Origin of the sequence: Barnesiella sp. An22, from assembly GCF_963931395.1 — a bacterium.
Lineage (GTDB): Bacteria > Bacteroidota > Bacteroidia > Bacteroidales > Barnesiellaceae > Barnesiella > Barnesiella merdigallinarum.
The window spans coordinates 1,316,985-1,342,956 of record NZ_OZ007014.1 but is presented as its reverse complement, the minus strand read 5'-3'; the positions used below and the strand labels follow the sequence as shown (position 1 = coordinate 1,342,956).

At 55.3% G+C, this 25,972-nt stretch carries 17 protein-coding genes and 2 tRNA genes; 9 read left to right on the top strand and 10 right to left on the bottom strand.

Annotated features, from left to right (window positions below; translation table 11 throughout):
- Nucleotides 1-7: 7 nt before the first annotated feature.
- A complete protein-coding gene (gene thrS / locus ABGT88_RS05350) occupies nucleotides 8-1,948 on the bottom strand; it encodes a threonine--tRNA ligase (protein ID WP_346700836.1) in 1,941 nt (646 codons plus the stop codon).
- Nucleotides 1,949-2,106: 158 nt separating this feature from the next.
- Nucleotides 2,107-4,188 carry a tetratricopeptide repeat protein gene (locus ABGT88_RS05345; RefSeq protein WP_298662099.1) on the bottom strand — a complete coding sequence of 694 codons (2,082 nt, stop codon included), beginning with the start codon at nucleotides 4,186-4,188 and terminating at the stop codon, nucleotides 2,107-2,109.
- A gap of 185 nt (nucleotides 4,189-4,373) precedes the next feature.
- Between ABGT88_RS05345 and ABGT88_RS05340 the strand changes: the two genes are divergently transcribed.
- From ABGT88_RS05340 to ABGT88_RS05330, 3 genes are all read left to right on the top strand, one after another.
- Nucleotides 4,374-5,660 carry an NAD(P)/FAD-dependent oxidoreductase gene (locus tag ABGT88_RS05340; RefSeq protein ID WP_087409420.1) on the top strand — a complete coding sequence of 429 codons (1,287 nt, stop codon included), beginning with the start codon at nucleotides 4,374-4,376 and terminating at the stop codon, nucleotides 5,658-5,660.
- Between the two features lie 53 nt (nucleotides 5,661-5,713).
- Nucleotides 5,714-6,532 carry an META domain-containing protein gene (locus tag ABGT88_RS05335; protein WP_346700833.1) on the top strand — a complete coding sequence of 273 codons (819 nt, stop codon included), beginning with the start codon at nucleotides 5,714-5,716 and terminating at the stop codon, nucleotides 6,530-6,532.
- 297 nt (nucleotides 6,533-6,829) lie between these two features.
- The gene (locus ABGT88_RS05330; protein ID WP_298662097.1) at nucleotides 6,830-8,320 is read left to right on the top strand and encodes a hypothetical protein; all 1,491 of its coding nucleotides are present in this window, start codon (nucleotides 6,830-6,832) and stop codon (nucleotides 8,318-8,320) included.
- A 414-nt stretch (nucleotides 8,321-8,734) separates the two neighbouring features.
- Here ABGT88_RS05330 and ABGT88_RS05325 read toward each other — a convergent pair.
- From ABGT88_RS05325 to serB, 4 genes are all read right to left on the bottom strand, one after another.
- Nucleotides 8,735-8,808, bottom strand: a tRNA-Arg gene (locus ABGT88_RS05325).
- Nucleotides 8,809-8,866: 58 nt separating this feature from the next.
- Nucleotides 8,867-8,940 (bottom strand) — tRNA-Arg (locus ABGT88_RS05320).
- A 124-nt stretch (nucleotides 8,941-9,064) separates the two neighbouring features.
- Nucleotides 9,065-11,353: a patatin-like phospholipase family protein gene (locus ABGT88_RS05315; RefSeq protein WP_346700831.1), complete on the bottom strand. Its 2,289-nt coding sequence runs from the start codon at nucleotides 11,351-11,353 to the stop codon at nucleotides 9,065-9,067.
- A 40-nt stretch (nucleotides 11,354-11,393) separates the two neighbouring features.
- On the bottom strand, nucleotides 11,394-12,620 hold the full coding sequence (serB, locus tag ABGT88_RS05310; RefSeq protein ID WP_346702823.1) for a phosphoserine phosphatase SerB: 1,227 nt from the start codon (nucleotides 12,618-12,620) through the stop codon (nucleotides 11,394-11,396).
- A 542-nt stretch (nucleotides 12,621-13,162) separates the two neighbouring features.
- Between serB and ABGT88_RS05305 the strand changes: the two genes are divergently transcribed.
- The 4 genes from ABGT88_RS05305 (at nucleotide 13,163) to ABGT88_RS05290 (ending at nucleotide 16,915) form a co-directional block, all read left to right on the top strand.
- Complete coding sequence (locus tag ABGT88_RS05305; RefSeq protein WP_087409416.1) at nucleotides 13,163-13,654, top strand: peroxiredoxin; 492 nt, start codon at nucleotides 13,163-13,165, stop codon at nucleotides 13,652-13,654.
- A 241-nt stretch (nucleotides 13,655-13,895) separates the two neighbouring features.
- Complete coding sequence (locus ABGT88_RS05300) at nucleotides 13,896-14,447, top strand: DUF4924 family protein (RefSeq protein ID WP_087409436.1); 552 nt, start codon at nucleotides 13,896-13,898, stop codon at nucleotides 14,445-14,447.
- Nucleotides 14,448-14,463: 16 nt separating this feature from the next.
- On the top strand, nucleotides 14,464-15,330 hold the full coding sequence (gene rfbD, locus ABGT88_RS05295) for a dTDP-4-dehydrorhamnose reductase (protein WP_300133618.1): 867 nt from the start codon (nucleotides 14,464-14,466) through the stop codon (nucleotides 15,328-15,330).
- 4 nt (nucleotides 15,331-15,334) lie between these two features.
- Nucleotides 15,335-16,915, top strand: coding sequence for a peptide chain release factor 3 (locus ABGT88_RS05290; RefSeq protein WP_087409414.1), 1,581 nt, complete (start codon nucleotides 15,335-15,337; stop codon nucleotides 16,913-16,915).
- Between the two features lie 125 nt (nucleotides 16,916-17,040).
- Here the strand turns inward: ABGT88_RS05290 and ABGT88_RS05285 are convergent, their stop codons facing one another.
- Complete coding sequence (locus tag ABGT88_RS05285; RefSeq protein WP_346700828.1) at nucleotides 17,041-17,928, bottom strand: hypothetical protein; 888 nt, start codon at nucleotides 17,926-17,928, stop codon at nucleotides 17,041-17,043.
- Nucleotides 17,929-18,169: 241 nt separating this feature from the next.
- On the opposite strand from ABGT88_RS05285, the gene ABGT88_RS05280 reads away from it, so the two are divergent.
- Nucleotides 18,170-19,078 (top strand): LysR substrate-binding domain-containing protein, encoded by a 909-nt coding sequence (locus ABGT88_RS05280; protein ID WP_087408063.1) that lies wholly within the window; start codon nucleotides 18,170-18,172, stop codon nucleotides 19,076-19,078.
- Between the two features lie 179 nt (nucleotides 19,079-19,257).
- Here ABGT88_RS05280 and ABGT88_RS05275 read toward each other — a convergent pair whose 3' ends face one another.
- The 3 genes from ABGT88_RS05275 to ABGT88_RS05265 form a co-directional block, all read right to left on the bottom strand.
- Nucleotides 19,258-21,009 carry a phospho-sugar mutase gene (locus tag ABGT88_RS05275; protein WP_087408064.1) on the bottom strand — a complete coding sequence of 584 codons (1,752 nt, stop codon included), beginning with the start codon at nucleotides 21,007-21,009 and terminating at the stop codon, nucleotides 19,258-19,260.
- 143 nt (nucleotides 21,010-21,152) lie between these two features.
- On the bottom strand, nucleotides 21,153-22,796 hold the full coding sequence (locus ABGT88_RS05270; RefSeq protein WP_087408065.1) for a dipeptidase: 1,644 nt from the start codon (nucleotides 22,794-22,796) through the stop codon (nucleotides 21,153-21,155).
- Between the two features lie 20 nt (nucleotides 22,797-22,816).
- Complete coding sequence (locus tag ABGT88_RS05265; RefSeq protein ID WP_087408066.1) at nucleotides 22,817-24,475, bottom strand: M23 family metallopeptidase; 1,659 nt, start codon at nucleotides 24,473-24,475, stop codon at nucleotides 22,817-22,819.
- Between the two features lie 413 nt (nucleotides 24,476-24,888).
- On the opposite strand from ABGT88_RS05265, the gene ABGT88_RS05260 reads away from it, so the two are divergent.
- Nucleotides 24,889-25,917: a virulence RhuM family protein gene (locus ABGT88_RS05260; protein WP_087408068.1), complete on the top strand. Its 1,029-nt coding sequence runs from the start codon at nucleotides 24,889-24,891 to the stop codon at nucleotides 25,915-25,917.
- Nucleotides 25,918-25,972 lie beyond the last annotated feature (55 nt).

Genomic DNA, 25,972 nt, shown 5'->3' with positions numbered 1-25,972 from the left:
ATTCAGATTACCATTCTTTGAGTAATTCTTCTACTTCTGCATTTAAATTTGCGGCAAAGGTAGCAATTTTCATCGAACCTTTATCACCTTCGCCCTGTTTTCTTACAGAAACTTCACCATTTTCGGCCTCTTTTTCACCAACAATGAGCAAATAGGGAATCCGTTTCATCTCGTTGTCGCGAATCTTACGGCCAATCTTTTCGTTACGATCGTCGACGATGGCACGAATATCTTGCTCGGCCAACTGGCTGGCTACCTGTTGTGCATAGTCGTTGTACTTGGCACTGATGGGCAGGATAGCTACCTGGTCGGGGGTGAGCCACAAGGGGAATTTACCGCCGGTGTGCTCGATGAGCACGGCCACGAAACGCTCCATCGAACCGAAGGGGGCACGGTGAATCATGACGGGGCGGTGTTTCTGGTTGTCGCTGCCGGTGTATTCGAGTTCGAAACGCTCGGGCAGGTTGTAGTCGACCTGAATCGTACCCAGCTGCCAACGACGGCCCAGAGCATCCTTGACCATGAAGTCGAGCTTCGGTCCGTAGAAGGCGGCTTCGCCATACTCTACACGGGCTTTCAACCCTTTTTCCTCGCAAGCCTCTACGATGGCACGTTCGGCCTTCTCCCAGTTCTCGTCGCTACCGATATATTTCTCGCGGTGAACGGGGTCGCGCAGCGAAATCTGAGCTTCGAAGTTGTCGAACTTCAAAGCCTTGAAGATAATGAAGATAATATCCATCACCTTCAGGAACTCCTCTTTCAACTGGTCGGGACGGCAGAAGATGTGGGCATCGTCTTGCGTAAAGCAACGTACACGGGTCAAGCCGTGCAGCTCGCCGCTCTGCTCGTAACGGTATACCGTACCGAACTCGGCGAAACGCAGCGGCAGGTCTTTGTACGAACGGGGCGATACTTTATATATCTCGCAGTGGTGCGGGCAGTTCATGGGTTTGAGCAGATACTCTTCGCCCTCCTCGGGAGTGTGGATGGGCTGGAACGAGTCTTTGCCGTATTTGGCATAGTGGCCCGATGTTACATAGAGCATCTTGTTACCGATGTGCGGCGTGATTACCTGCAGGTAGCCGAAGCGTTTCTGCACCTTGCGCAGCATGGCCTCGAGGCGATCGCGCAACTGGGTACCGCGGGGCAACCACAAAGGCAGACCGGGACCTACGTTGGGCGAGAAGGCAAAGAGCTCCATCTCCTTGCCAATCTTGCGGTGGTCGCGTTTCTTGGCCTCTTCGAGCAATACGAGGTATTCGTCGAGCATCTTCTTCTTGGGGAAGGAGATACCGTAGACGCGCACCAGCTGTTTGCGCGTTTCGTCGCCGCGCCAGTAGGCACCGGCCAGCGAAGTAATCTTCACGGCCTTGATGAGCCCGGTATTGGGCAAGTGCGGGCCACGGCACAAGTCGGTAAATGCGCCTTGCGTATAGGTGGTGATAGTTCCGTCTTCAAGTTCGCTGATGAGTTCGACCTTATACTCTTCGCCGCGTTTGCCAAACATGTCGAGGGCATCGGCTTTGGAAATTTCTTTCCGTACGATGGGGTCTTTGTGACCGGCCAGCTCGAGCATCTTGGCCTCGATGGTGGGGAAATCGGCAGCGGTAATGGTAGCTTCGCCCGGATCTACATCGTAGTAGAAACCATTTTCAACAGCCGGACCGATACCGAATTTGATACCGGGATAGAGCTCTTGCAGGGCCTCGGCCAGCAAGTGAGCCGACGAGTGCCAAAAGGCATGCTTGCCTTCGGGATCGTCCCATTTGAAGAGTTTGATGGCCGCATCGGCAGTAATGGGACGGGTAAGGTCCCACTCCTGACCATTGACAGTTGCGGCAAGAACTTCCTGTGCCAACCGGGGGCTGATGCTCTCGGCAATCTGTAAAGGGGTAATGCCAGACTCAAATTCCTTTACCGAATTATCGGGAAATGTAATCTTAATCATCTTTTCTTTCCTTTATCTTTTCAACAATTCTTGAAAAACGTCTCTATATTGATACGCAAATTTTATTCCATATATGGTGGCATCCGGTGTGTACCTTTATACCAAGGCACAAAAGTAATAATTATTTCATTACGGAAACGGATATTTATAAAAATCTTTTAGTCACTCAACCGTTTCAACAGATTGTAGGCTGCCACCACGCCCAATTCGCCGGCTTTACTCAAATCGGCAGTACCGGCAGCGGTGTTGCCCTGCCTCAAGTAGACGAGACCGCGATTGTAGTAGGCGTCGCCAAAGTCGGGACGCAACTCTATGGCCTGGGTGTAGTCGGCAATAGCTCCCCGATAGTCTTGTTGCGAGCAGCGCAGGTTGCCGCGATTGTAGTAGGCATAGATGAATCGGGGCGAATCTTCAATCACTTTTTCGTAGTCGCGCAAAACCATTTCGTACTCCATCTTCAGGTTTTCGTTCCCCAGTGCCGCAAAGCCCATCGGGGTAAAGTCGTTGCCCTCTTTCTTGCGCTGGGCCTGGAAGTCGAGATTCTGAGCCGATGCCGAAGAGATTTCATACTCAATCTGCTTGGCCCGCACGACAGCCCGCAGGAAGTAGGCCATGGTGAAGTTGCGGCTGGTCATAATGGCCCGGTTGAGGTCGTCGAGCGCACTGGCAAAGTCTTGCACGAGCATGAAGTCGACCGCCCGGCCGAAGTAGGCCAACGGGTTGGAGGGGTTGATCTCGATCAGACGCGAGAAGTCGTTGATCGAAGAGAAATGGTAGTTGATCTGGTCGGAGAGCAAAGCGGCCTCGGAGTTGGTAAGCAGCAGTTTCTTGGCGAAAACATGGGTATCGTTGAGCTCTTCCAGCTCCTTGACATAGTAGATGTTCTGGCGCACGGCATCGGGGCGCTCGTAGTAGGTGAGCACATACATGGGTTGTATCGACACCTGCACGTTCTGGTCTTGCACCCGGCCACGTATCTTGTTCTCATACTCGGGTTTGTACTCGGTTTGGGCGTCGGCCACGAGTATCTGGTTGAACTTGTTGATGTTCTTGTCCGACTCGGAACGCTCGTCGGCAGCCTGTCCCGATTTGCTCGTGGTACCGGCGGCAGCCGTAGCCTCGTCGATGGGTTCGTACTTGGTCTTCTTCTGCAGGTCGAGGGCCAGCATGAAATCTTTCTCGCCCCCCTTCATATCGCCCATTTTACGCTTGGCCTCGGAGCGGGCAAAGAAACCGGCGGCAAAGTCGGGGTACTGCTTCAGCACCACGTCGAAGTCGGCAATAGCTTTGCTGTAACTGCCTATCATATCGTAGAGCAGGGCCCGGTTGTAGATGGCAAAGTAGTTGTCGGGCTCGGCCTTGATTACCTCTGTAAAGTCCGATATGGCCTTGTTACGCTCACCCACCTGCATGCGCAAGAGACCGCGGTTGTAGTGGGTCATCGTGTTGCCGGGATCGAGCTGGAGTATGTGGTCATAGTCGGCCATGGCACCTTGCAGATCGTCCTGGTGATACTTGATGCGGGCCCGGTTGAAGTAGTACGAAACCTCCTTGGGGTCGAGCCGCAGGGCCTCGTTCATATCGGCCAGCGCCGAGTCGTAGTCGGCATCGTGCAACACCTTGATGATGGCCCGCTGGGCGTATGCCCCCGACATGTACTTGTCTATCGAGATAGCCTTGTCGATGTCGGCCATGGCCTTGATGGTGTCGCCCTTCTCGAGGTAGAACTGTGCCCGGCTCATGTAGCCGTTGTAGTAGTTGGGATGCAGGGCGATGAGCTTATCGAAACTCTTTTCGGCCTCGTCGTATTTTTTCAGTTGCACCTCAGCAATCGCCTTGTTGTTCAGGAAAGTACGATCTTCGGGAGCATAGCGAAGCCCCTCGGTATAGTCATCGATGGCCCCTTGATAATTACCCAGATTCTGCCGGGCGATACCTCTCACCTGGTAAGCGTTCACGATAAAGGGGTTGCGCTCGATACAGAGCGTGCAATCCTCCTCGGCACCCTTGTAGTCGTCGAGGCTGAGCTTGGCGATACCCCGGTAGAAATAGGGCTCGGCCATATAGGGTTTCACCTTGATTACCTGATTGAAATATTGCATCGACAAGATGTAATCCTCGAAGTAGAGAGCGTTGCGCCCGATATTCATCACCCGGTCGGTGTTGATCTGAGCCACAGACCAGAGAGAAGAGAGCGAGAACAACAATAGTATGGTGTAGGACTTGATTGTAAGTTTCATTAAACGCGTAACATGATTATCAGACAAATGTACGCAAATAATGAGAAATCATCGCAAGGGCGTGAAAATTTTATAAGTTTTTTCTTTTCTCGCCACCGCCATGAACATTTTTTACAGCCGGCTGTCTTATAGGGAACAGACCAAACTTTTTTATTATCTTTACACCCCCAAAAATTTACACAGACATGACAACAGACAAACATAACGAAAATGAGTTGAAGCACCTCGTCATCGTGGGTGGCGGGTTTGCAGGCTTCCTGCTGTCGAAAAAAATCGACCACCGACAATACCGGGTGACACTGGTAGACCGGAAAAACTTTCATGCTTTCCCGCCTCTGTTTTACCAGATAGCCTCATCGGGTCTCGAGCCGGCGGCCATCTGCTTCCCCTTCCGAAAAGAGTTGCGCAAACTGCGTCACGTGCGGTTCCACATGGGCGAAGCCCTCTCGGTCGATACCGAAAAACGAGAACTCATCACCAACACCGGGACCATCCCGTACGACTATCTGGTGCTGGCCACGGGTACGACCAACAACTTTTTCAACATGCCCGAATTGCGGGAACGGGTCTATACCCTTAAATCAACTGCCGAAGCTATCAGACTGAGAAACGAGATATTGTTCTGCTTGGAGCGGGCCTGTACCTGCGCCGATGCCGAATCGCGCCGCACGCTGCTCTGCTTTACCGTCGTGGGCGGAGGTCCTACCGGAGTAGAGATTGCGGGTGCTTTGGGTGAAATGAAGAAGTACATTCTGGCTCGGGAATACCCCGAGATCAGCCCTAGCGATATGCGCGTCGTTATCGTCGAAGGTTCAGACCGCCTCTTGCAGAATATGAGTACCGAAGCCTCTACCAAGTCGCGCCAATACCTCGAAGAGCTCGAGGTCGAGGTGATGACGGGCCATACCATGAAATCGTTCGAGAACTATGTGGCAAGCCTCGACAACGGAGAGCAAATCAAAAGCCATACCCTCATCTGGACCGCCGGTATCACCGGCCAACCGCTGGAGGGTATCCCGGCCGAATCTATCGCCAGAGGAAAACGCATCATCACCGACGAATACAACCGGGTGAAAGGGTGCGACCGCATCTTTGCCATCGGCGATATTGCCCTGCTTACCGAGAAGAATTACCCCAAAGGCCACCCGCAGGTGGCCCAGGTGGCCATCCAACAGAGCGAACTGCTGGCCCAGAATCTGAACAAGGGGAGCTTCGACACCCCCTTCCACTACAAGGACAAGGGCAACATGGCCACCATCGGCCGCAACAAGGCGGTAGCCGACCTGCCTCACCTGAAGCTCTACGGCCGTCCCGCCTGGTTCACCTGGATGGGAGTACACCTCGTATCCATACTGGGTATGAAAAACAAGATTATCACGCTGCTCAACTGGTGCTGGTACTACTTCACCTATAACGCCACGCTGCGGCTGCTGATACGTCCTACCCGATTCCCGAAACGGAACGAGGAGTAACCGCCCGGTCACACACCGATACTTTTTTTTGTAAACAGATAAAATACGGAACCATGAGATACAAGTTGCTTACCCCGCTGGGCGTGCTGGTGCTGCTGTCGTTTACAGCCTGCAAAACGACCCAGAAGAGCGCTGTCGTCGAAAAGGAGGAGACCGAAACGCAAGAGCCCCGCAAGATACCGACCATCCCCCGCGAAGAGTTCGGCGGGACGTGGATTATCGCCACGGCCGAACGCCACGACGTGGTAGGCGAAACACCGGCCGAAATCACCTTCGACCTGGCCACCGGCCGCATCTATGGCAACGACGGCTGCAACGTAGTGAACGGCACTTTCGCCCTCGGCGACGAGAACGAGCTGGAGTTCGGGTCGCTCATCTCGACCCAAAAGGATTGCGGACCCGAAGTGACCGACCGCGCCGTACTCCGCGCCCTGAACAATACCCGCTCCTACAAGCGGGCTCACGGCGACGAGTTGCGCATCAGACTGTGCGATCGTCGGGGCCGCACCGTAATGACACTCGAAAAGCGACAGGTCGACCTGCTGAACGGGGCCTGGCGAGTGACAGCCATCGAGGGAACCGCCATCGCCGAAAAGCAGCCCAAACTGGTTATCGACATACCCGAGGCCAAACTCTCGGGCTTTGCCGGCTGCAACCGCATATTCGGGCACATCGCACTGGACGGGACTCCCTGTGGCATTGCCTTCACGCAGGTGGCCTCTACCCGCAAGAGCTGCCCCGAGATGGAAACCGAGACCCAGTTGCTCGCGGCTCTCGAGCTGGTGACCGGCTTCTACCCGATAGACGACACCCACGCCGTGCTCTACCAACACCCCGATACCCCCCTCATCACCCTCGAAAAGGGACTTTAATCGGGCCAAACCCATCCAAGAAATTGTTTTGTCACAGGAAATAAATGCCCTCGAAAGGTGCATTTGTTTCCTTTTTTTCGTATCTTTGTAAAAGATAGGAGGCGGTTTGACATTGCCCAACCCAGACCCCTGTTCCGGTTGGCCTCTGCACTCAACTCTCGCTATCCTTGTAAAAGACAGAAAAACCAGAAGGAATCGAATGATGAAAAACACAATCTTTCATTGAACCCTAATCCTTCACTTCTCGATTGTATCAGTGTCAGTCCTGCATATTCACCTTAAATAAAATAACTGCTTATGAAAAAAATTTCTACTCTTCTCCTGTTGGCCGCTCTCTCTACCGGCTCATTCAGTCTGCAAGCCGCCTATTCGGGGGTGGGCACCTTCAACAAGATTGCTTCGGCCAGTGAAATCACTACGGGGTCATACGTATTCATGGCCAACGACCAAGCCATGAGCAACGACTTCAACAAACGCTTCACAGCCGTAGCTCTCACTTATGCCGACGGTACCAAAACATCGATTACCGACCCCGATGCCAGCATCGTCTTCGACATCGTAGCCGATAACGGTACCCTCACCATCACCAACGGCGACCGCATCGTGGCCTACAAGGGCGACGGTACCGAGTTTACCTTCAACACCAGCCACGCTCAGGATGCCACACTGGAACAGTGGACGGCCGCAGATGGCACGAAAGGTATCATCGTGAAAAACGTAAACACCAACACCCGCTACATCATGTTGCGCGAATCGTCGGGTACCTTCGGTGTCTATGCCAGCTCGAACGAAAACAACTCGGACTACTTCACCCTCACCTTGTTCAAGAAGGCCGACAACGGCATCTCGCCCGAATTGGCCTTTGACAACGGGAAAGACCGCTACAAAACTTTTGCCGAGGGGTATACCTTCAGCAGCACAGCCTCTTCAAAATCGGCAAGCCCCATCGCATACAGCAGCTCCAACACGGCTGTCGCCACCATCGACAACAGCGGCACCGTGACCCTCAAAGGTGTGGGTGAGACCGAAATCAAAGCCGAAGTGGCCGCCAACGACACCTACGAAGGTGCCGCCGTCAGCTACAAACTGACCGTAGTCAACCCGTCGGCCGAACTGCCCTATGTGACCAGTTTCAAAAACGGTCTGGGCGACTGGCTCAACTACTGCGTAACCGGCACCCTGCCCTGGGAGTCGCACGAGAACTACGGTGCCCAAATCAACGGCTACAACAAGGGGTCCAGCGAAACCTGGCTGGTATCGCCCACTGTATCGAACGAGACGGTATACCTGGCTTTCTCGGCCTACACGAAGTATACCGGCAGCGAAGGCACCGGCCTGTTCCTGCTCTACTCGACAAACTTCGACCCCAACGCCATGGATAGCCCCGCCGAGGCAACCTGGACCGAAATCACCGACCAGGCCAACTGGCCGGCCGAAGGTTCGGGCGAAACCGTAGCCTCGGGTACCATCACGCTCTCGGGCTTGACGGCTCCCGTTCGTGTCGCCTTCAAATATACCTGTGGCGAAGAGGCTTCGCAATGGTCGCTCACCGACTTGATTCTGTCGAACCAGACTCCCGGCTCGGTCGACGAGACTACCCTCTCGGGTCTGAAGGTAATCAGCGGTCGAGGCGAAATCACGCTTCTCACCGACCAGGAGACCGAGATTGCGGTCTATGCCCTCACCGGAGCCCAGGTACTCCGCACCACTGTGGCTGCCGGCAGCACACCTATTGCCCTGCCGGCCGGTATCTATCTGGTGAACGGTGTTAAGGTTATCGTATTCTAAGGAAACTAAAAAAAGAGTCTATTCCCAAGGGCTGCACCCGAAACATCGGATGCAGCCCTTGCTCTTTACGGGTCAGTCGACATCAAGCCGACTTATGAAAGCAAACTAATAAAATAGTTTATATACTATTATAATAATTCATTTGAAACTATAAGCCTCATCACGCCCCCAGCTCGACAGCTTCTGTAAAAAATGAAGCCGACCGATACCGGGTGACCCGGATATACATAAGAACTCGCCGACGAGAAGTCTATCTCGCCGCTTGCGTCAAGACCAGAAACGGGCGGGAAAGCCAGTAGAGGCAGATATGAAGCCCGAAATAATCGGGAAGTGTGATTTTGCAAACAGAGGAGAGCGGGAAACGACAGGTATAAAAAAAGAGATAGTCACCCGTGAGAGCGACTATCTCTTGAGTGACTCCAACAGGATTCAAACCTGTAACCTTCTGATCCGTAGTCAGATGCTCTATTCAGTTAAGCTATGGAGCCAATCCTTAATTTTGTTTTTTCATATCGACCGCCCTCGCTCGGACGGCTTTGCTCTGAGTGACTCCAACAGGATTCAAACCTGTAACCTTCTGATCCGTAGTCAGATGCTCTATTCAGTTAAGCTATGGAGCCGTTTGCGGATGCAAAGATAAGTATAATTTTATTCGCGTGTATCTTTTTTTCGAGTTTTTTTATCGCTTTTTTTTGCAGAAACTGCTATCGGTCCTATTTTCAGGCGCATAGAACTCCATTTTTTTTACTCGAGGAACTTGGGACTGAATACCAACAAACCTATATTGATACCGAAATTCCAGTTGCGAGCAGGATAATCGTAGTAGTTGGCATAGAGAGCTATCGAGGCAAACGAGAGATTCAGCACCACCGAGCTCTCGCCCATAAAGTGATATTTGGAGAAAGCCCGCCCGTAATAGGGCTCGTAATTGGCCCCTTCGTATATCTGTCGGAAAGGAGCAAAAAGGTAGAACTCGTTGCGGAATTGCAGGTTGTTCATAATCTTCCAGATGGGAATGACACCTGCGGCCAGATATTGCGTGGAGCGGAAGGCCGGGTTGAAGATGGTCTGGCTGTGCGGCGTAGGGGTAAAGGCCGGAGCTTGGGCTATGGTCGAGGTATAGTTGCTCAGGAGCCCCTTGCTCGAGACGACAGCCTTACCGCGAAGGCCCAGCACGAATTTATTGCTTATCGGGAGATAGGTGTGTATGTTGCCCTCGAGCTGCAGCCACGAGAGGGTTTGTGTCGAGTTAGACTGCAAAGTGGTGTCGTAGGGGCGGAACCGCTCTTTGCCATAGGCAAGCAGCCCCAGCACCGAACAGTCGGTGCCGGCCGTGGGATACATGTAGCTGTCGAGGTTGTTGCGGTCGAACTTCATCGAGGCCACAAACAGGTCGTAGCGGCTGCGGTCCTGCTCGTTGGTCGAGAAGTCTACGGTATTGGACTGGTAATACTTGTCGGTCATCGAGCCATAGCCTACCGACACGACGGCCTTGGAACTGGTGAGGAAGGGCAACCCCAAACGCAGCTTCACGTACTGCTCGGACTGCGTGACAAACGAGGGCATGCGGTCGGAGTAGAAAAGGGTCTCGTTCTGGTAGAACTTCTGTTTCGACGCGACGGCCTGCATCTTGAGGTACATGGGAATGGCGGTCTTCAGGTCGAACCGGGCCGAGAGTATCCCCGACGTATACGACTGACCTATCTGCCCCGTGAGGTCGACATCGAGCGAGTTGAGGCTCACGGTGCGGTAGTGTGCCCCGATGCAAATCTGGTTCGAACTGGTCGACGAGATAAAGCCTCCCATCCCCACCGACAACTGGTCGTGCACCTTGGCCTTGAGGTCGAGATTGAAGAGGCCGCTCGCCTTGTCGTAGCGAGCGTGGGGTATGAGGTCGGATATTTTCCCGTCGGAGATAGTCTTGTAGTAAGCCGCTTTGGCATCCTCGTCGGTAAAACGATTGCCGGTCTCGAATTGCCGCCTGATATACTCCTTCTGCTGGTGATTTCCCCCCTCGACCGAGACGCTGTCGAACACCAGGTCGGGAGTCTTGCTCTTGAATACCATGCGCTGCAACTGCCGGGTCTCCTGCGACAACTCTCGGGGAATACGACTCTTGATCGAGTCCATCAGCTCCATGGCATAGTCATACCCGATTTTGGCAATCTGCCGGGCTTTGGGAAAATCGAGCAGTCCCACATCACTCAGATTGAACCGCATCAGAATACCGTCCTCGGGATCGAGTGTATAGTCGCTCTTCTGCATAACCATATTCTCGATTTGGTTGATGAGGTCGTCTTCCTTGGGTTTATCTATTTTAGAGGCTACGATGCTGCCGATAATAATATCGGGGTTGAAGTCCGACTTCATCACATCGACCGGGAAATTGTTGTAGATACCCCCGTCGTAAACCAGCACACTGTCAATCTCGATGGGCTTGAAAACGAAGGGAAAACTCATCGAAGCCCGCACGGCATCGCCCAAATCGCCATCGCGCAGCACCAGCTCGCGCTTGTGATAGACGTCGGAAGCCACAGCCCGGAAAGGTACGAAAAGGTTGTCGAAATTCCCGTCGCACTGGGCCGAATAGGGGGCAAACAGGCTCATAAAGGCGTAGTTCATGGGGAACGGATTGATGAGGCTGTTGGGCAGGAAATGCGGCTCGAACTTGGTGGAGTCTTGCAAAGCGACGTTGAACGTAACGATTTCGGGCGTCGGGTCGGGTTTCTTGAAGTAGTAGACATAGCGCTCGTCGAAGATACCCCGCGACCACAGGTTGAAGTCGTCGGAGAGAATCAGGTTCAGCATATCGTCGGGCGTGTAGCCCATGGCATACCAGGCACCCACGATAGCCCCCATCGACGTACCGGCTACATAGTCGATAGGCACATTGTTCTCTTCGAGCGCCTTGATGATACCGATATGCGCTATACCCTTGGCTCCGCCACCACTCAACACCAAACCAACCGTCTGGGCCGGCACATGCACCCAGACATACAACGAGACTAACAGTAGCAACCAAATTCGTTTCATAGCCAATCGCAACAATTTCGAGATGCGACAATATTATACGTTATTTCGTTTCGGAGATAAACGAATCCTTAAATCCGATAAAGTAGAGCACACCGTCGAGCCCGATGGTCGAAATCGACTGGCTGGCATTCTCTTTCACCTTGGGTTTGGCATGATAGGCAATGCCCAGTCCGGCGGTGCTAAGCATGGGCAGGTCGTTGGCACCGTCGCCCACGGCTATGGTCTGGGCAATATCTACATGCTCGACCTGAGCGATGAGTTTCAGCAGCTCGGCCTTGCGGCGGCCGTCGACAATATCGCCCACGTAGCGGCCGGTCAGTTTCCCGTCGACAATCTCCAGCTCGTTGGCATAGACATAGTCGATGCCATAGCGTTGTTTCAGGTAGTTGCCGAAGTAGGTGAATCCACCCGAGAGGATGGCAATCTTGAATCCGGCCCGTTTCAGCACCTGCATCAGGCGGTCTACCCCCTCGGTCACCGGCAGCGACTCGGCGATCTCTTTCATCACCGACTCGTCCAGACCCTTGAGCAGGCTCACCCGGCGGGTAAAGCTCTCGCAGAAGTCTATCTCGCCCCGCATGGCCGACTCGGTAATCGCCTTCACCTCGTCCCCTACCCCGGCGCGCATGGCCAGCTCGTCGATTACCTCGGTCTCGATCAGGGTCGAATCCATATCGAAGCATATCAAGCGGCGGCAGCGGCGGTAGATACTGTCCTCCTGCAGCGAGATGTCGATACCCAACTGCGACGAGAGCTGCATGAACGACGACTGCATGGCCACCTTGTCTTTAGGCGTACCGCGCACCGACAGCTCGATGCACGACTTGGGCGGCCGCACATTCTCGTCGAGGGGGATACGCCCCGTAAGCCGCTGGATGGCGTCGATGTTCAACCCCTGCTCGGCCACGATGCGGGTCACCTCGCCTATCTGGCGGGCCGTGATGCAACGCCCCAGGATGGTAATAATGTAGCGGTTCTTGCCCTGCAGCCCTACCCAGCTGTTGTACTCCTCCTCGCTGATGGGCGAGAAGCGGATATTCACGTCGAGCTCATAAGCCTTGAACAAGAGGTCTTTGAGAATGTCGCCCGACTTGGTCTCGTCGGTCTTGAAGAGGATACCCAGCGAGAGGGTGTGGTGAATATCGGCTTGGCCGATGTCCAGGATGAATGCGTCGTAACGCGCCAATACTTCGGTCAATGCCGTGGTTACACCCGGCTTGTCATCGCCCGATATGTTGATAAGAATAATTTCTGCCTTTGGTTTCATCATCTTTTTTACTACATCTGTTTAGATTAAGCAGAGCAATCCCCTCCGCAAAAACCGAAGCCCGACCAACGGGCTACTCGGGACCGCACTGCCGACTATCGATCCAAGCCACAAAGATAATGCAATCGGCGGCAGAAACAAAGAGTTTTCTCCCAGACTTCGCGGCTACAACCCATCTTTACCACCCCTGAAGAAAAACGGAACAGCTCCCTCCCATCCCCCTCGACCGACCAATCGGTGCAGCCAGATGTTCCCTGAAGAAAAACGAAGTTCAAAAAAGAGATTTTTCAAGCACGAGCGAGTGTTGTTAACAGCCCATACAACACTGTATATCAATACACTACGAATTATACTATGTTAAATACCCGAGAATATTTGGTTAATTCCCTAAAAACCTTCAACTTTGCCGTCGAATTTATGGGTTCCCGTCAGCAAAGGAAGCGTCCCGAGCAAGAGGAACTAACCGCTGAAAATCAGCGGGGTCTGCCGTTTCGGTGTGATGCCCCCAACGTCAGATTTAGTATGAACCATAACACTTCAGTATGAAGAAAACCAAGTCAGTTATTGGTATGCTGGCGTTGATTTTGTTGTTTTCTTCGGCCTTCAACCCGAACAAAACGGGTCTGAAAGAGGGGGAGCGAGCCCCGCAGCTGAGCCTGCAAAACGCCGATGACAGCGTCTCGCTCCAATCGTTGAAAGGCCGGTACGTACTGTTGAACTTCTGGGCAGGCTACGACGCCCCCTCGCGTATGGAGAACATACGCTACGCCCGGGAAATCGACAAGAGCGGACTCGAAAACATCAGCCTCGTGTCGGTATCGTTCGATACCAACCGCAAGGTCTTCGAAGAGACCATCAAACGAGACGGCTTGAACGCAGCTACCCAATTCTATGACAAAGACGGCTCACGGTCGGATATATTCGACAATTACCGTCTGAGCAAAGGATTCGCCAGTTATCTGATTTCGCCCGAGGGTGTTATCATCGCCAAAGACCCGAATCCGGAACATTTGACAAAACTTATTCGTCAATAATCAAAAACCGCCGCTGTACATTTTTGTTCAACGGCGGTTTTCTTTTTTTTCGCATACCCCACCCTCGCGCTCGCGTGCACGCGCCGGCGAGCGGACTATCGTTTATTTTTACCCGGTAACATTGCGACAGCAAACGATTTGTATTAACTTTGCAGCCAATTTCGGGGACGACTCTCCGGCCATTGCCGCGGGGCTGCCGCTCACCCCCCCGAAGGGTCAACTTGCAAAGAAAGGCAACAACATGATTATCGCCAGCCAAAAGAAAAAAGAGAATATCGCCGAATATCTGTTGTACATGTGGCAGATCGAAGACCTCATACGGGCTTACGGGCTGGACATAGACCGCATACAGCAACAGATTATCGACCCCTACGACATCTCGCCCGAACAGAAGAAGGCGATGCGCGAGTGGTACGAGTCGCTCATCGACATGATGCACGCCGAGGGGGTGGAACAGAAGGGCCACCTGCAACTGAACAAAAACGTGCTCATCGACCTCACCGACCTGCACCTGCGGCTGCTCAAGTCGCCCCGCGAGCCCTTCTACGGCGCGGCCTTCTTCAAGACCCTCCCCTACATCGTCGAGCTGCGGGCCAAGTCGGGCGACGAGAAGGCCGGCGAGCTGGAGACCTGCTTCAACGCCCTCTACGGCGTGTTGCTGCTGCGGCTGCAGAAGAAGGAGATCAAGCCCGACACCTTGAAGGCCATCCAGCAAATATCGTCGTTCCTCTCGCTCCTGGCCGAAAAATACAAGCAGGACAAGGCGGGCGAACTGAAACTCGAAAACGATTAAAAAACAGATACGAACCATGACAAAAAGAGTTCTTATTACCGGCGCAAACGGCCAACTGGGCCACGAGATGCGCAACGTACTGAATGGTGATGACCGCTTCGAAGCCATCTTCACCGACGTAGCCGAACTCGACATCTGCGATGCCGAAGCCGTGAACCGGGCTGTCGCCGACAACCGCGTGGACTACATCGTGAACTGTGCCGCCTATACCCAGGTCGACAAGGCCGAAGACAACGTGGAGCTGTGCCGCAAAATCAACGCCACGGCCGTCGAGAACCTGGCCCGTGCCGCCGCAGCCTGCGGGGCCCGCATGATACACGTCTCGACCGACTACGTATTCAACGGACGGGGATACCGCCCCTACACCGAGGATATGACGCCCGACCCCCAATCGGTCTACGGCTCCACCAAACTCGAGGGCGAACAGGCCCTGATGCGCCTCTGCCCCCAGAGCGCCATCATCCGCACCGCCTGGCTCTACTCGCCCTACGGCAACAACTTCGTGAAGACCATGATGCGGCTGGGCACCGAGCGCGACGAGCTCTCGGTCGTAGCCGACCAGATAGGCACCCCCACCTGTGCCGCCGACCTGGCCCGCGCCATCCTCGCCGTGCTCACGGCCGAGACCTTCGTGCCGGGCATCTACCACTTCTCCGACGAAGGGGCCTGCAGCTGGTACGACTTCACCGTCGCCATCCACCGTCTGGCCGGCATCACCTGCCGGGTGAAACCCATCCGCAGCGACGAGTATCCCAGCCGGGCACACCGCCCCTTCTACAGCGTGCTCGACAAGAGCAAAATCAAACAGACCTACGGCATCACCATTCCCCACTGGTACGAGAGCCTGTCGCATTGCATAGAAATTTTACAAGAAACCCGTTAACATCGTGAGTACACTTACAGAGGAAATCAGTAAACGCAGAACATTCGCCATCATCAGCCACCCCGATGCCGGTAAAACCACCCTCACCGAAAAGCTGCTGCTTTTCGGCGGTGCCATCCACATTGCCGGGGCGGTCAAGTCGAACAAAATCAAAAAGACCGCTACATCCGACTGGATGGAGATCGAGAAACAGCGTGGCATCTCGGTAGCCACCTCGGTCATGGGCTTCAACTACGGCGACTACAAGATAAACATTCTCGACACCCCCGGCCACCAGGATTTTGCCGAGGACACCTACCGCACCCTCACGGCGGTCGACAGCGTCATCATCGTCGTCGACGTGGCCAAGGGCGTGGAGACCCAGACCCGCAAGCTCATGGAGGTGTGCCGCATGCGCAACACGCCCGTTATCGTCTTTGTCAACAAGCTCGACCGCGAGGGGCGCGACCCCTTCGACATCCTCGACGAGCTGGAGTCGGAGCTCAAAATCAACGTCCGCCCGCTCAGCTGGCCCATCAACATCGGCCAAAAGTTCAAGGGCGTCTACAACATCTACGAGCAGAACCTCAACCTCTTCACCCCCAACAAGCAGGTGGTGACCGAGCGCATCGAGCTCGACGACGTGAACAGCCCCGAACTCGAAGCCTACATCGGCGAGCAGGATGCCGAGAAGCTGCGGGCCGACCTCGAGCTCATCGAGGGGGTATACCCCGAGTTCAACGTCGACGACTACCTGGCCGCCCGCACGGCGCCCGTCTTCTTCGGCTCGGCCCTCAACATGTTCGGTGTCAAGGAGTTGCTCGACTGCTTCGTGAAGATTGCCCCCTCGCCCCGCCCCGTCCAGGCCGTGGAGCGGCTGGTGCGTCCCGAGGAGGAGAACTTCACCGGTTTCGTCTTCAAGATTCACGCCAACATGGACCCCAACCACCGCAGCTGCATCGCCTTCGTCAAGGTATGCTCGGGCAAGTTCGAGCGCAACGCCAACTACAAGCACGTGCGCAACAACAAGATGATGCGATTCTCGAGCCCCACCGCCTTCATGGCCCAGAAGAAATCGGTCGTCGACGAAGCCTACCCCGGCGACATCGTGGGTCTGCCCGATACCGGCAACTTCAAGATCGGCGACACCCTCACCTGCGGCGAAGAGCTCCACTTCAAGGGGCTCCCCAGCTTCTCGCCCGAGATGTTCAAGTATATCGAAAACGACGACCCCATGAAGTCGAAACAGCTCAACAAGGGCATCGACCAGCTCATGGACGAGGGCGTGGCCCAGCTCTTCATCAGCCAGTTCAACGGCCGCAAGATCATCGGCACCGTGGGGCAGCTGCAGTTCGAGGTCATTCAGTACCGACTGCTCCACGAGTATGGCGCCCAGTGCCGCTGGGAGCCCATCAGCCTCTACAAGGCCTGCTGGATCGAAAGCGACGACCCCGAGGCCCTCGAGGCCTTCAAGAAACGCAAGCACCAGTTCATGAGTGTCGACCGCGACGGGCGCGACGTCTTCATGGCCGACTCGAGCTATGTGCTGCAAATGGCCCAGACCGATTTCCCCAAAATCAAGTTCCACTTCACCTCCGAGTTCTAAGTCCGGGGGGAGGCGGAAAGAACGATACTCCACTCCACACAAGGGGCCGACCCAAAAGAGATTTTTTGAGGTCGGCCTCTTGTTTTTGAGCCGGCCTGTCGCCCGGGAGGCCGGAGGGAGCCGTTTCACTCGGCCACTACCACCACCCGGCTGTTGGGCAGGTCGGGGATATAGATGTGACCGTCGGCCACGGAGATGTCGGCAGGGCCGACCAGCGGTTGTTCCAACTCGACCGATACCGGGGTAACCGTTCCGGTATTCAGGTCGATGCGGCTCAACCCGGCCGGAGCCCAGTTGGTGATGTAGAGGGCGGTGCTGTCGGCCGAGAAGGCGATGCCGTCGTATTGTCCCGGGGCATCGATGACCTTCTCCAGGGCGGGAGCGGCAACATCGGCCACGCGATAGATGGTGTGCTCGGGGCGGGTATTGCCGTCGGCGGGATAGGAGGCGATGTAGAGCGACTCTCCGTCGGAGAGCAGTCCGTTGGGACCGGGCACGGTGAGCCACTCGACGGGGGCACCGATATTGGCCATGTCGCTGATGTCGATCTTGAAAATCTGGTCGGCATTGGTTACCGAGGCGTAGAGGGTATCGCCTACGGCGGCCAGGTCGTTGACAAAGAGGCATCCCTCGGGCAACGAGAGGATGCGGGGCTGGGCCTCGCGCCGGGCCAGGTCATAGACCACGACTTTGTTTACATCGCACACGAAGAGATGGCCCTTGCCTACATACATGCCCTTGGGGGCCGAGAGGTTGCCGTCGGCGGGGATGAAGGTCGAGGTCTCACCATCCTTGTAGTGGAGGATGTAGCCCTTGCCCTCGGTATTGAGGGGGTTGAGCTGCTCGGTGCCGAAGTTGGCGATGAGCAGGCCGCCGTCGTAGGGATAGGTGCTTTCGCAGAAGCGGACGCCTTCTTGAACGACTACGGGTGCCTGCGACACCGCCTTCTTTTGCGTGCAGGCCGAGGTGAGGAGGAGTATGGCCAAGCAGGCCATGGAAACTGTTTTTTTCATATCTGTATGGTTCTTATGGTTTGGTATATCCAGGGTGACGGCGGGCGGAAGTGGTGGCGACGACGGCCGCAGGGGCTGCCGCAGCTGACCGGATTGCCCGACCGGGAGGAGCAGTCGACAGGTCTCTACCGAGCGAGGTGCTCTACAAATTTGGAACAAATCTAAGGCATTGCCGGATATTTGTCTATATTTGCAAAACAGATTTTTTCAATAACATCTATCGATAAAACCGATTAAGGAGATGGAACTGCGTCAACTGAACTACTTTAAGGCGGCTTGCGAACTGCGCAACTTTTCGGAGGCGGCGCGGATGCTGCATATCTCGCAGAGCACGCTGTCGCAACAGATAGGACAACTGGAGGAGGAGCTGGGTATCCTGCTCTTCGACCGCGTGGGCAAGCGGGTGCTACCCACCGAGGCGGGTCTGGCCCTGCTGCCCTATGCCAGCAAGGCGATACAGGATGCCGAGGACGGGAAACAGATGATACGCGACCTGAAGGGCATCCGCACGGGAGAGTTGCACGTGGGGGTGACGCACAGCATGATTTCGCTGATGCTGCCGGCGCTGGAACGGTTTACGCGTGACTATCCGCACATCGGGCTGCGGGTGACGCAGGGGACCTCGGAGGAGCTGCTGCAACAGTTGGAGCGCCACGCGCTCGACTTTGTGCTGTCGTTCAAGCCGCGCGAGGTGTACAACGATTTTGAAACGATGCCTCTCTTTCTGTCGGAGCTCTACTTTGTGGTGCACCACTCGCACCGGCTGGCCTCGCTGTCGTCGATAACGCTGAAACGGCTCTCGGCCACGCCCCTCATCCTGCCCGAACGGGGCTTTGCCACCCGCACGAAAATCGAGGAGCTGTGCCGCAAATACCGGCTGTCGCTGACCGTGGGCATAGAGATGAACGACGTACACACCATTCTGCACCTGCTCAGGGGCGGCGAGTGGGGTACCATACTGACGCAGGCGGCGGTGGCCGACGAGCCCGACCTGGTGCGGGTACCTATCTTGTGTGCCGAGCCGCTCACCTCGCCGGGCTACCTCTTCTGGCCGCAGGGGTGCTACCGCAAGCGGGCGGCAACGGCCTTTGCCGACTACCTGCTGGAGGTGATACGGGAGGGGAACTTCCGCCCGATTCCCGAGGGGTAAGGACCCTACCCCCGCAAACACGCAAACGGCCCCGGGAGCACACACGCAAACAGGCTAACGGCACCAGACCCCCTGCCCCCGCAAACACGCAAACGACCCCGGGAGCACGAGACTCCCGGGGCCGCTCTATCTCGAAGGGGCTGCCGCGCAAGGCGCGGCGCCCGACGGGTCGAAAGGAATTAGATGCCCAGCTCTTTCTTGATGGCCTCGATCTTGGCATCGGCGGCAGCGTTGGCGGCGTCGTAGTCGGCATAGCTGTCCATCTTGATGCCGCGCACCTCGATGTAGAACTTGATCTTGGGCTCGGTACCCGAGGGACGGATGGAGACTTTGGAGCCGTCGGCGGTGAAGTATTGCAGCACGTTGGAGGTGACGGGCATGTCGAGTTTCGACTTTTCGCCGGTGACGGGGTTGAGGGCTTCGAGCGAGTCGTAGTCCTTGACGCATACGACCGGCGAACCGGCGAGCTCTTTCAAGGGGTTGGCGCGGAAGCTCTTCATCATGGCCACAATCTCCTCGGCACCCGATTTGCCCTTGCGAACGACCGAGATGCCTTTCTCTTTGGAGAAGCCGTATTTGATGTAGATGTCCTGCAACATCTGGTACATGGTCATGCCCTTGTCCTTGGCCCAGGCGGCAATTTCGGCCATGAGCGAGATGGACGATACGGAGTCTTTGTCGCGCACGAAATCCTCGGGGAGGAATCCGTAGCTCTCCTCACCGCCACCGATGTAGCGGGCCTTGCCCTCGTTCTCGCGGATAACCGAGGCAATCCACTTGAAGCCGGTGTAGCAGTCGTACATCTTGAAGCCGTTGCGCTCGGCAATGGTCTTGATGGTTTCGGTGGTGACGATGGTCTTGACGATGTACTCGTTGCCCTTGAGCAGCCCCAGTTCCTTGTTGCGGGTCATGAGGTAGTTGAGGAATATCATCACAATCTGGTTGCCGTTGATGAGGACAAACTCGCCCTTGTCGTTGCGGACGGCCATGCCGATGCGGTCGGCATCGGGGTCGGAGGCTACGACGAGCTCGGCATCGGTCTCAATGGCTTTCTTGATGGCCATGTCGAGGGCGGCGGGCTCTTCGGGGTTGGGCGACACGACGGTGGGGAAATCGCCGCTGACCACATCCTGCTCGGGCACGTGGATGATGTTGGTGAAGCCGAAGTTCTTCAGCGAGGCGGGCACGAGGCGCACGCCGGTGCCGTGGATAGGCGTGTAGACGATTTTCATGTCGTGGTGACGGGCAATGGCCTCGGGGCTGAGCGAGAGGGTCTTGATGCGGTCGAGGTAACGGCGGTCGATCTCCTCGCCGATAATCTCGATGAGAGCGGGGTTGCCCTGGAATTTCACATCCTTGACCGAGGTAATCTTGTTCACCTCGTCGATGGTGTTCTTGTCGTGGGGGGCAATCATCTGGGCGCCGTCGCTCCAGTAGGCCTTATAGCCGTTGTACTCCTTGGGGTTGTGCGAAGCGGTGAGGATGACACCACTCTGGCAGCCCAGCTCGCGGATAGCGAACGATACCTCGGGGGTGGGACGCAGGGCGTCGAAGAGGTATACCTTGATGCCGTTGGCCGAGAATACGTCGGCAGCCACCTCGGCAAAGCGGCGGCTGTTGTTGCGGCAGTCGTGACCGATGGCCACCTTGATCTGGGGCAGGTCGGCAAAGGCCTTCTTCAGGTAGTTGGAGAGTCCCTGGGTAGCGGCCCCCACGGTGTAGATGTTCATGCGGTTGGTGCCTGCACCCATGATACCGCGCAGACCGCCCGTACCGAACTCGAGATCCTTGTAGAAGGCCTCGATGAGGTCGGTCTTATCTTCGTTGTCGAGCATGGCCCGTACAGCGGCTTTCGTCTCTTCGTCGTAGCCTTCGCCCAGCCATACCTGAGCTTTGGCCTCTACTTGTTTCAATAATTCTTCGTTTCCCATATATTCAGAATTCAATAGTTAATTGTTTCGTCGATTTACAGTTGTTTATTTCGCTGTGACAAATTTAGTTATTTCCTCGAGACTGGTGCAAAAATTAAGAAAAAGTTTCGTATCGTTTTCACCGTTCGAGGCAAGAACCGGGTTTAGAACTGCGGAGCCTTCTCGAGGAAACGGTCGCCGGTCTGGCGCACGATCTCTTCGTAATACTCCTGGGAGTAGCCGGGGAAGAGGGGCGAATCGGGCAGGCCGTAGCCGTTGTCCTTGAAGTGTCCGTTCTCTTCGCGCTTCACGTTACCGTCGACAAATTTGACCATGAGGTATTCGCCCAGTTGCTTCCAGCGGGCGGTCGAAGCCTCGGCAGCCTCGCAGCTGTACTGGGTGAGGAAGGCCACGGCCTCGGCGGGCGAAGTGGCGTAGAGGTCGGCAGCAGCCTTGTCGATGGCAGCCTGGCGGGCGTTGAGCGAGCCCTCTATGGCGGTCTGCACCTTGCGGATGTCGCCGATCATGGGCTCGTAGCGGGCATAGGCCATGTTGGCTACCCAGTTGTGAACCCAGAAGGCCGAGGTCCAGGAGAAGTCGTACATCGAGCCGTTGCTGGGGCTGAAGCACTCGGGCACGCGGGTGATGCTGCAGTACATGGGCACATAGATGCAGGTGTTGGCATCGTCGACACCGAACCAGAGCACACCGCCCACGGCGTCGGGCAGCCAGTTGCGCATCTGGCCCACGAGGGTGAAGCCGGTCTGCTGCGTGGCGATGGCCCGCTCCATGCAGTAGGATTTACCCTCGACCTGGAACGACATGGGGCGGAAACGGTACGGCACCTTGAAGGGACCGGCACCCACATCCTGCGTCATGTCGAAGGGGGTACCCTCGAAGTGGTCGCGCATGGCATCCTTCATATCCTGCACGGTGAGTTTGCGCGAGGGCTTGATGTAGAGGGGGAAGGGGTTGTAGACCTCGCCGTTGATGTAGGGGAGGTACTGGTCCATGGTCGAGTCGTACTTGCGGAAGAAGGCCCACACGCGGGCATCGCAGGCCCGCAGGGCGCCGAAGTCGGCGGGGTAATAGGTCTGGGCAAAGCTGAAATCCTTGTTCAGGCCGTCGAAGTAGCCCATCTCGCGGGCAAAGGAGATGACATCGGGCGAGTAGAGGCAGTTCTCCTTGTCGTCGAGGGGAATCTTGTGAATGCGGGGATAGTTGGCGTGGCCGGCAATGCAGTCGTCGGGGATGCGGATAGCCACCCACACGGCACCGCGACGGTCGGGGCCCTTGCCGATGAGGTCCATCACCCACACCTCGTTGGGGTCGGCAATGGTGAAGGACTCGCCGCTGCTGCAGTAGCCGTATTTCTTGACAAGGCCGGTCATCACCTTGATGGCCTCGCGGGCGGTCTTGGCCCGCTCGAGACCGAGTTGGATGAGCGAACCGTAGTCGATGATGCCGGTGGTATCGACCAGCTCGGGACGTCCGCCCCAGGTCGATTCGACAATGGTGAGCTGATGCTCGTTCATGTTGCCCACCACGGCATAGGTGTGCTCTACCTGCTCGATTTCGCCCAGCGGTTTGTTGGTGTCCCACTCGACAATCTTGCGCATGGAGCCCTTGGGCCAGTCGGCAGCCGGCGACGAGGTGAGCGCCCCATACAGGGTATGGGAATCGGCCGAATAGGTTACCAACACACTCCCGTCGGCCGTAGCCTGCTTACCGGCTATCAAACTCGTACAGGCCCACGCCTGCGGCCAGGCGGCCACGGTCAAAAGAGATAAAATCGCTAATTTTTTCATATCTAATCGGTTATTGTTATTTACCAAACAAATGAGCCGGTGTATTCCCGCTCGTTGCCACACATGTCGGTAGCCCGTACCCGCAGGGTGTGCTTGCTACCCTTCTTCACCCGGTTGCTCTCGAGGCGATACGAGATGCGGCCGGTCTTGCCATCGAGTTCGAAGAGGACAAACTTGCCGTCGATTTCGCCGCGATAGCTCTTGAGGCCGCTGGCATTGTCGGCCACCTTGAGCACCACGGTGCCCCGCGAGCCCCAACGCTCGGGCGTCACGGGCTGGATGGTGGGTGCCACCGAGTCGACCGCTACGGCATAGGAGCCGAAGTTGCGGATTTTGGCCTTGTACCAGCCGTCGGCATACTCGCCCGCTACCGGGTAGACCCGGCTGCCCTTGATGCGCACCAGGTAGTATTGCCGCTTGTCGGCCAGCGGGTCGCGGGTGAGGCGTATCGAAATCTCGGCCGGACGGTGCAGCGAAATGTCGTCCGGGCCGATGATGTGAGTATCGGAGTAGTAGCGGTTCGACTCGAGCTTGCGCCGCGTAAAGTCGATGTTTTCGTACAATGCCCCGGCGGGGACGAAGATACCAAAATCGTCTTTCTTATACAAATTGTCGACGGCATACGAGAAATAGATGCCCGATTTCTGGGGCTCGACCGGCTCTTGCAGCCGCCCGACCAGCGAGAAGTTCAGCACCGATTGGTTGCCGTCGTAGTCGGTGAGCACATAGCGGCAGGGATAGACGCGCTCCTCATCGACGTGGAGAATGCCGTGATTGTCGACCTGCTTGTAGATGGAACGCAGGCGGTTGCCGGGTGCCACATAGGTGCGCATGATTTTCCCGTCCTCGGTGAAGCTGTTGATGTAGCGGGTCTCGTCGAACGAGTAGCGGTAGATATAGGTCGAGAAGAAGAGGCTGTCGTCGACATAGAGGTCGACCTGATGCACGCCGTATTTGTTGGCCGTGCCGGTCATGCGGTCGTAAGCCTCGATACCGAACGAGACATCGCCCCAGGCCGGAATGGGTTCGCCTATCGAGTAGGCCCCGGCACCGCTCTTGGTAGCCTTGCGCTCGAGCCGGCGGGACGAATTTTCCATCACCCCGGCATGCGTATAGACCACCACCCGACGCGCCTCGGGAGCCACGTCGTCGGTAATGTATTGCGAAAGCCACTCCTGCGGGTCCATGGGGTCCTGGGTAGCCGTGTCACGGATGTCGAGGTGCAGGTGAGGCCCGCCCGACGAACCGGCGTTACCGCTGTATCCGATCATATCGCCCTGCCCTACCGGGATTTCGCCCTCGGCAAATTCGCAGTCGATCGAGAAGCCCTCTTGCTCATATTGCAGACGACGCACAATCTCGTCGATAAAAGGGGCGAAACTCTTCAGGTGACCGTAGACGGTGGTCAACCCCGACGGGTGATTGATATAGACCGCACGGCCGAAGCCCCACGGCGAAACCACGACCCGCGACACATAGCCGCCATCCATCGCATAGACCGGCAGGCCGGTGCGACCCTGGGTTTTCAAGTCGATACCCGAATGGAAATGGTTGGGGCGCAACTCCCCGAAATTGGCACTCATCAACAAAGGTATTTTCAACGGCGCAATCATTTCGCCACGGCACACGGGGACAACGAGAGCCAGAACTACCCCCAGCCATATACCACGTAAACGCATATTATCCTTTCTTTTTCTACATCGTGTAAAACGGTAGCCTCTACCCGACCGTATCGAATCTGATGCGAGATCCCGAGGCTCGACCCCTTACATCCTTGCAAAGATAGTGAAAGGTGAGAGCAGAAAAAATAAGCTCGCTTGATTTTTTATGCCGAACCGAATCCTATTTTATGAAAAGATAGTGAAAGGTAAATACAAAAGAGCCTAACTTGTTTGAGATTTTTTTGCCATGCCGCAGTATTTCTATTCCCAAAGAAGGAACCTCCTTTGCCCGTTCTTTCTGCCAAATTCTGAGAAACACACCTCTCACAAACAAACATATCGGATAAAAACAATATATTTGCAAGAGAGCGTCATATGACTCAACCCATATTCAAACATCAACTGAAATACTCTTTTGAAAAAGACATGTCATGAGCAAAAAACTCCAGATACGTAACAGCACGGCCGAATTTCTCATATTTCAAATAGAAAACCAAGAAGACGGTATAGAAGTGATGTATAGAGACGAGACCCTTTGGCTGACCCAAGACGCCATTGCTCTACTGTTCGACAAAGGTCGCTCTACAATAACCGAGCATTTGCAGAATATCTTTCAAAGTGGTGAGTTACAAGAAGATTCAGTTTGTCGGAAATTCCGACGAACTGCCGCCGACGGAAAAGAGTACGCTACAAAGTATTATAATTTGGATGCCGTTATCTCGGTCGGTTACCGAGTCAATTCGATACGGGCAACGCAATTCCGTCAGTGGTGCACATATATTCTGCGTCAATTTGCCATACGAGGTTATGTCATTGACAAAAAACGTATGGAGAATGGCTCATTTCTCAATGAAGACTATTTTGAGCATCTGCTTGCCGAGATTCGTGAAATTCGATTGAGCGAGCGCCGCTTCTATCAAAAGCTGACCGATATTTACGCAACAAGTATCGACTATAACCGCAACGCTCCCACTACCCGTTTGTTTTTCCAAAAAGTACAAAACAAGATACACTATGCGGTTCACGGGCACACGGCTGCAGAGTTGATTGTAGAACGAGCCAATGCCGAAAAAGAACACATGGGCCTTACCTCTTGGGAAAACGCGCCTAATGGAAAAATCGTAAAAACCGATGTGGCGGTCGCTAAAAACTATTTGAAAGGAGACGAACTGGAGTCGATGGGAAGAATTGTTAACGCGTTTCTCGATTTGGCTGAAGACAGAGCCAAGCGTCGCATTCCCATGACAATGGAAGACTGGGCCATACGAATAGATAAATTTCTGGATAGTGACGACAGGCCCATATTGGCCGATGCCGGAACCGTATCGACCGAGCAAGCCAAATTATATGCCGAAACCGAATTTGAAAAATATCGCCTCATCCAGGATAAATTGTTTCAATCGGATTTTGACCGATGGAATGATAACCCGCTGATTGATTTCGACAACGACAAGGAGTGAATCGTCAAAGGTAACTCCCGCTTCAACCATCACCCCTAAACACAAAAAGCAGCCC

What these genes read in the sequence shown, in the direction of transcription:
- thrS (WP_346700836.1), bottom strand. Translation starts at nt 1,948, where the DNA reads ATGATTAAGATTACATTTCCCGATAATTCGGTAAAGGAATTTGAGTCT.
- ABGT88_RS05345 (WP_298662099.1), bottom strand. Translation starts at nt 4,188, where the DNA reads ATGAAACTTACAATCAAGTCCTACACCATACTATTGTTGTTCTCGCTC.
- ABGT88_RS05340 (WP_087409420.1), top strand. Translation starts at nt 4,374, where the DNA reads ATGACAACAGACAAACATAACGAAAATGAGTTGAAGCACCTCGTCATC.
- ABGT88_RS05335 (WP_346700833.1), top strand. Translation starts at nt 5,714, where the DNA reads ATGAGATACAAGTTGCTTACCCCGCTGGGCGTGCTGGTGCTGCTGTCG.
- ABGT88_RS05330 (WP_298662097.1), top strand. Translation starts at nt 6,830, where the DNA reads ATGAAAAAAATTTCTACTCTTCTCCTGTTGGCCGCTCTCTCTACCGGC.
- ABGT88_RS05315 (WP_346700831.1), bottom strand. Translation starts at nt 11,353, where the DNA reads ATGAAACGAATTTGGTTGCTACTGTTAGTCTCGTTGTATGTCTGGGTG.
- serB (WP_346702823.1), bottom strand. Translation starts at nt 12,620, where the DNA reads ATGAAACCAAAGGCAGAAATTATTCTTATCAACATATCGGGCGATGAC.
- ABGT88_RS05305 (WP_087409416.1), top strand. Translation starts at nt 13,163, where the DNA reads ATGAAGAAAACCAAGTCAGTTATTGGTATGCTGGCGTTGATTTTGTTG.
- ABGT88_RS05300 (WP_087409436.1), top strand. Translation starts at nt 13,896, where the DNA reads ATGATTATCGCCAGCCAAAAGAAAAAAGAGAATATCGCCGAATATCTG.
- rfbD (WP_300133618.1), top strand. Translation starts at nt 14,464, where the DNA reads ATGACAAAAAGAGTTCTTATTACCGGCGCAAACGGCCAACTGGGCCAC.
- ABGT88_RS05285 (WP_346700828.1), bottom strand. Translation starts at nt 17,928, where the DNA reads ATGAAAAAAACAGTTTCCATGGCCTGCTTGGCCATACTCCTCCTCACC.
- ABGT88_RS05280 (WP_087408063.1), top strand. Translation starts at nt 18,170, where the DNA reads ATGGAACTGCGTCAACTGAACTACTTTAAGGCGGCTTGCGAACTGCGC.
- ABGT88_RS05275 (WP_087408064.1), bottom strand. Translation starts at nt 21,009, where the DNA reads ATGGGAAACGAAGAATTATTGAAACAAGTAGAGGCCAAAGCTCAGGTA.
- ABGT88_RS05270 (WP_087408065.1), bottom strand. Translation starts at nt 22,796, where the DNA reads ATGAAAAAATTAGCGATTTTATCTCTTTTGACCGTGGCCGCCTGGCCG.
- ABGT88_RS05265 (WP_087408066.1), bottom strand. Translation starts at nt 24,475, where the DNA reads ATGCGTTTACGTGGTATATGGCTGGGGGTAGTTCTGGCTCTCGTTGTC.
- ABGT88_RS05260 (WP_087408068.1), top strand. Translation starts at nt 24,889, where the DNA reads ATGAGCAAAAAACTCCAGATACGTAACAGCACGGCCGAATTTCTCATA.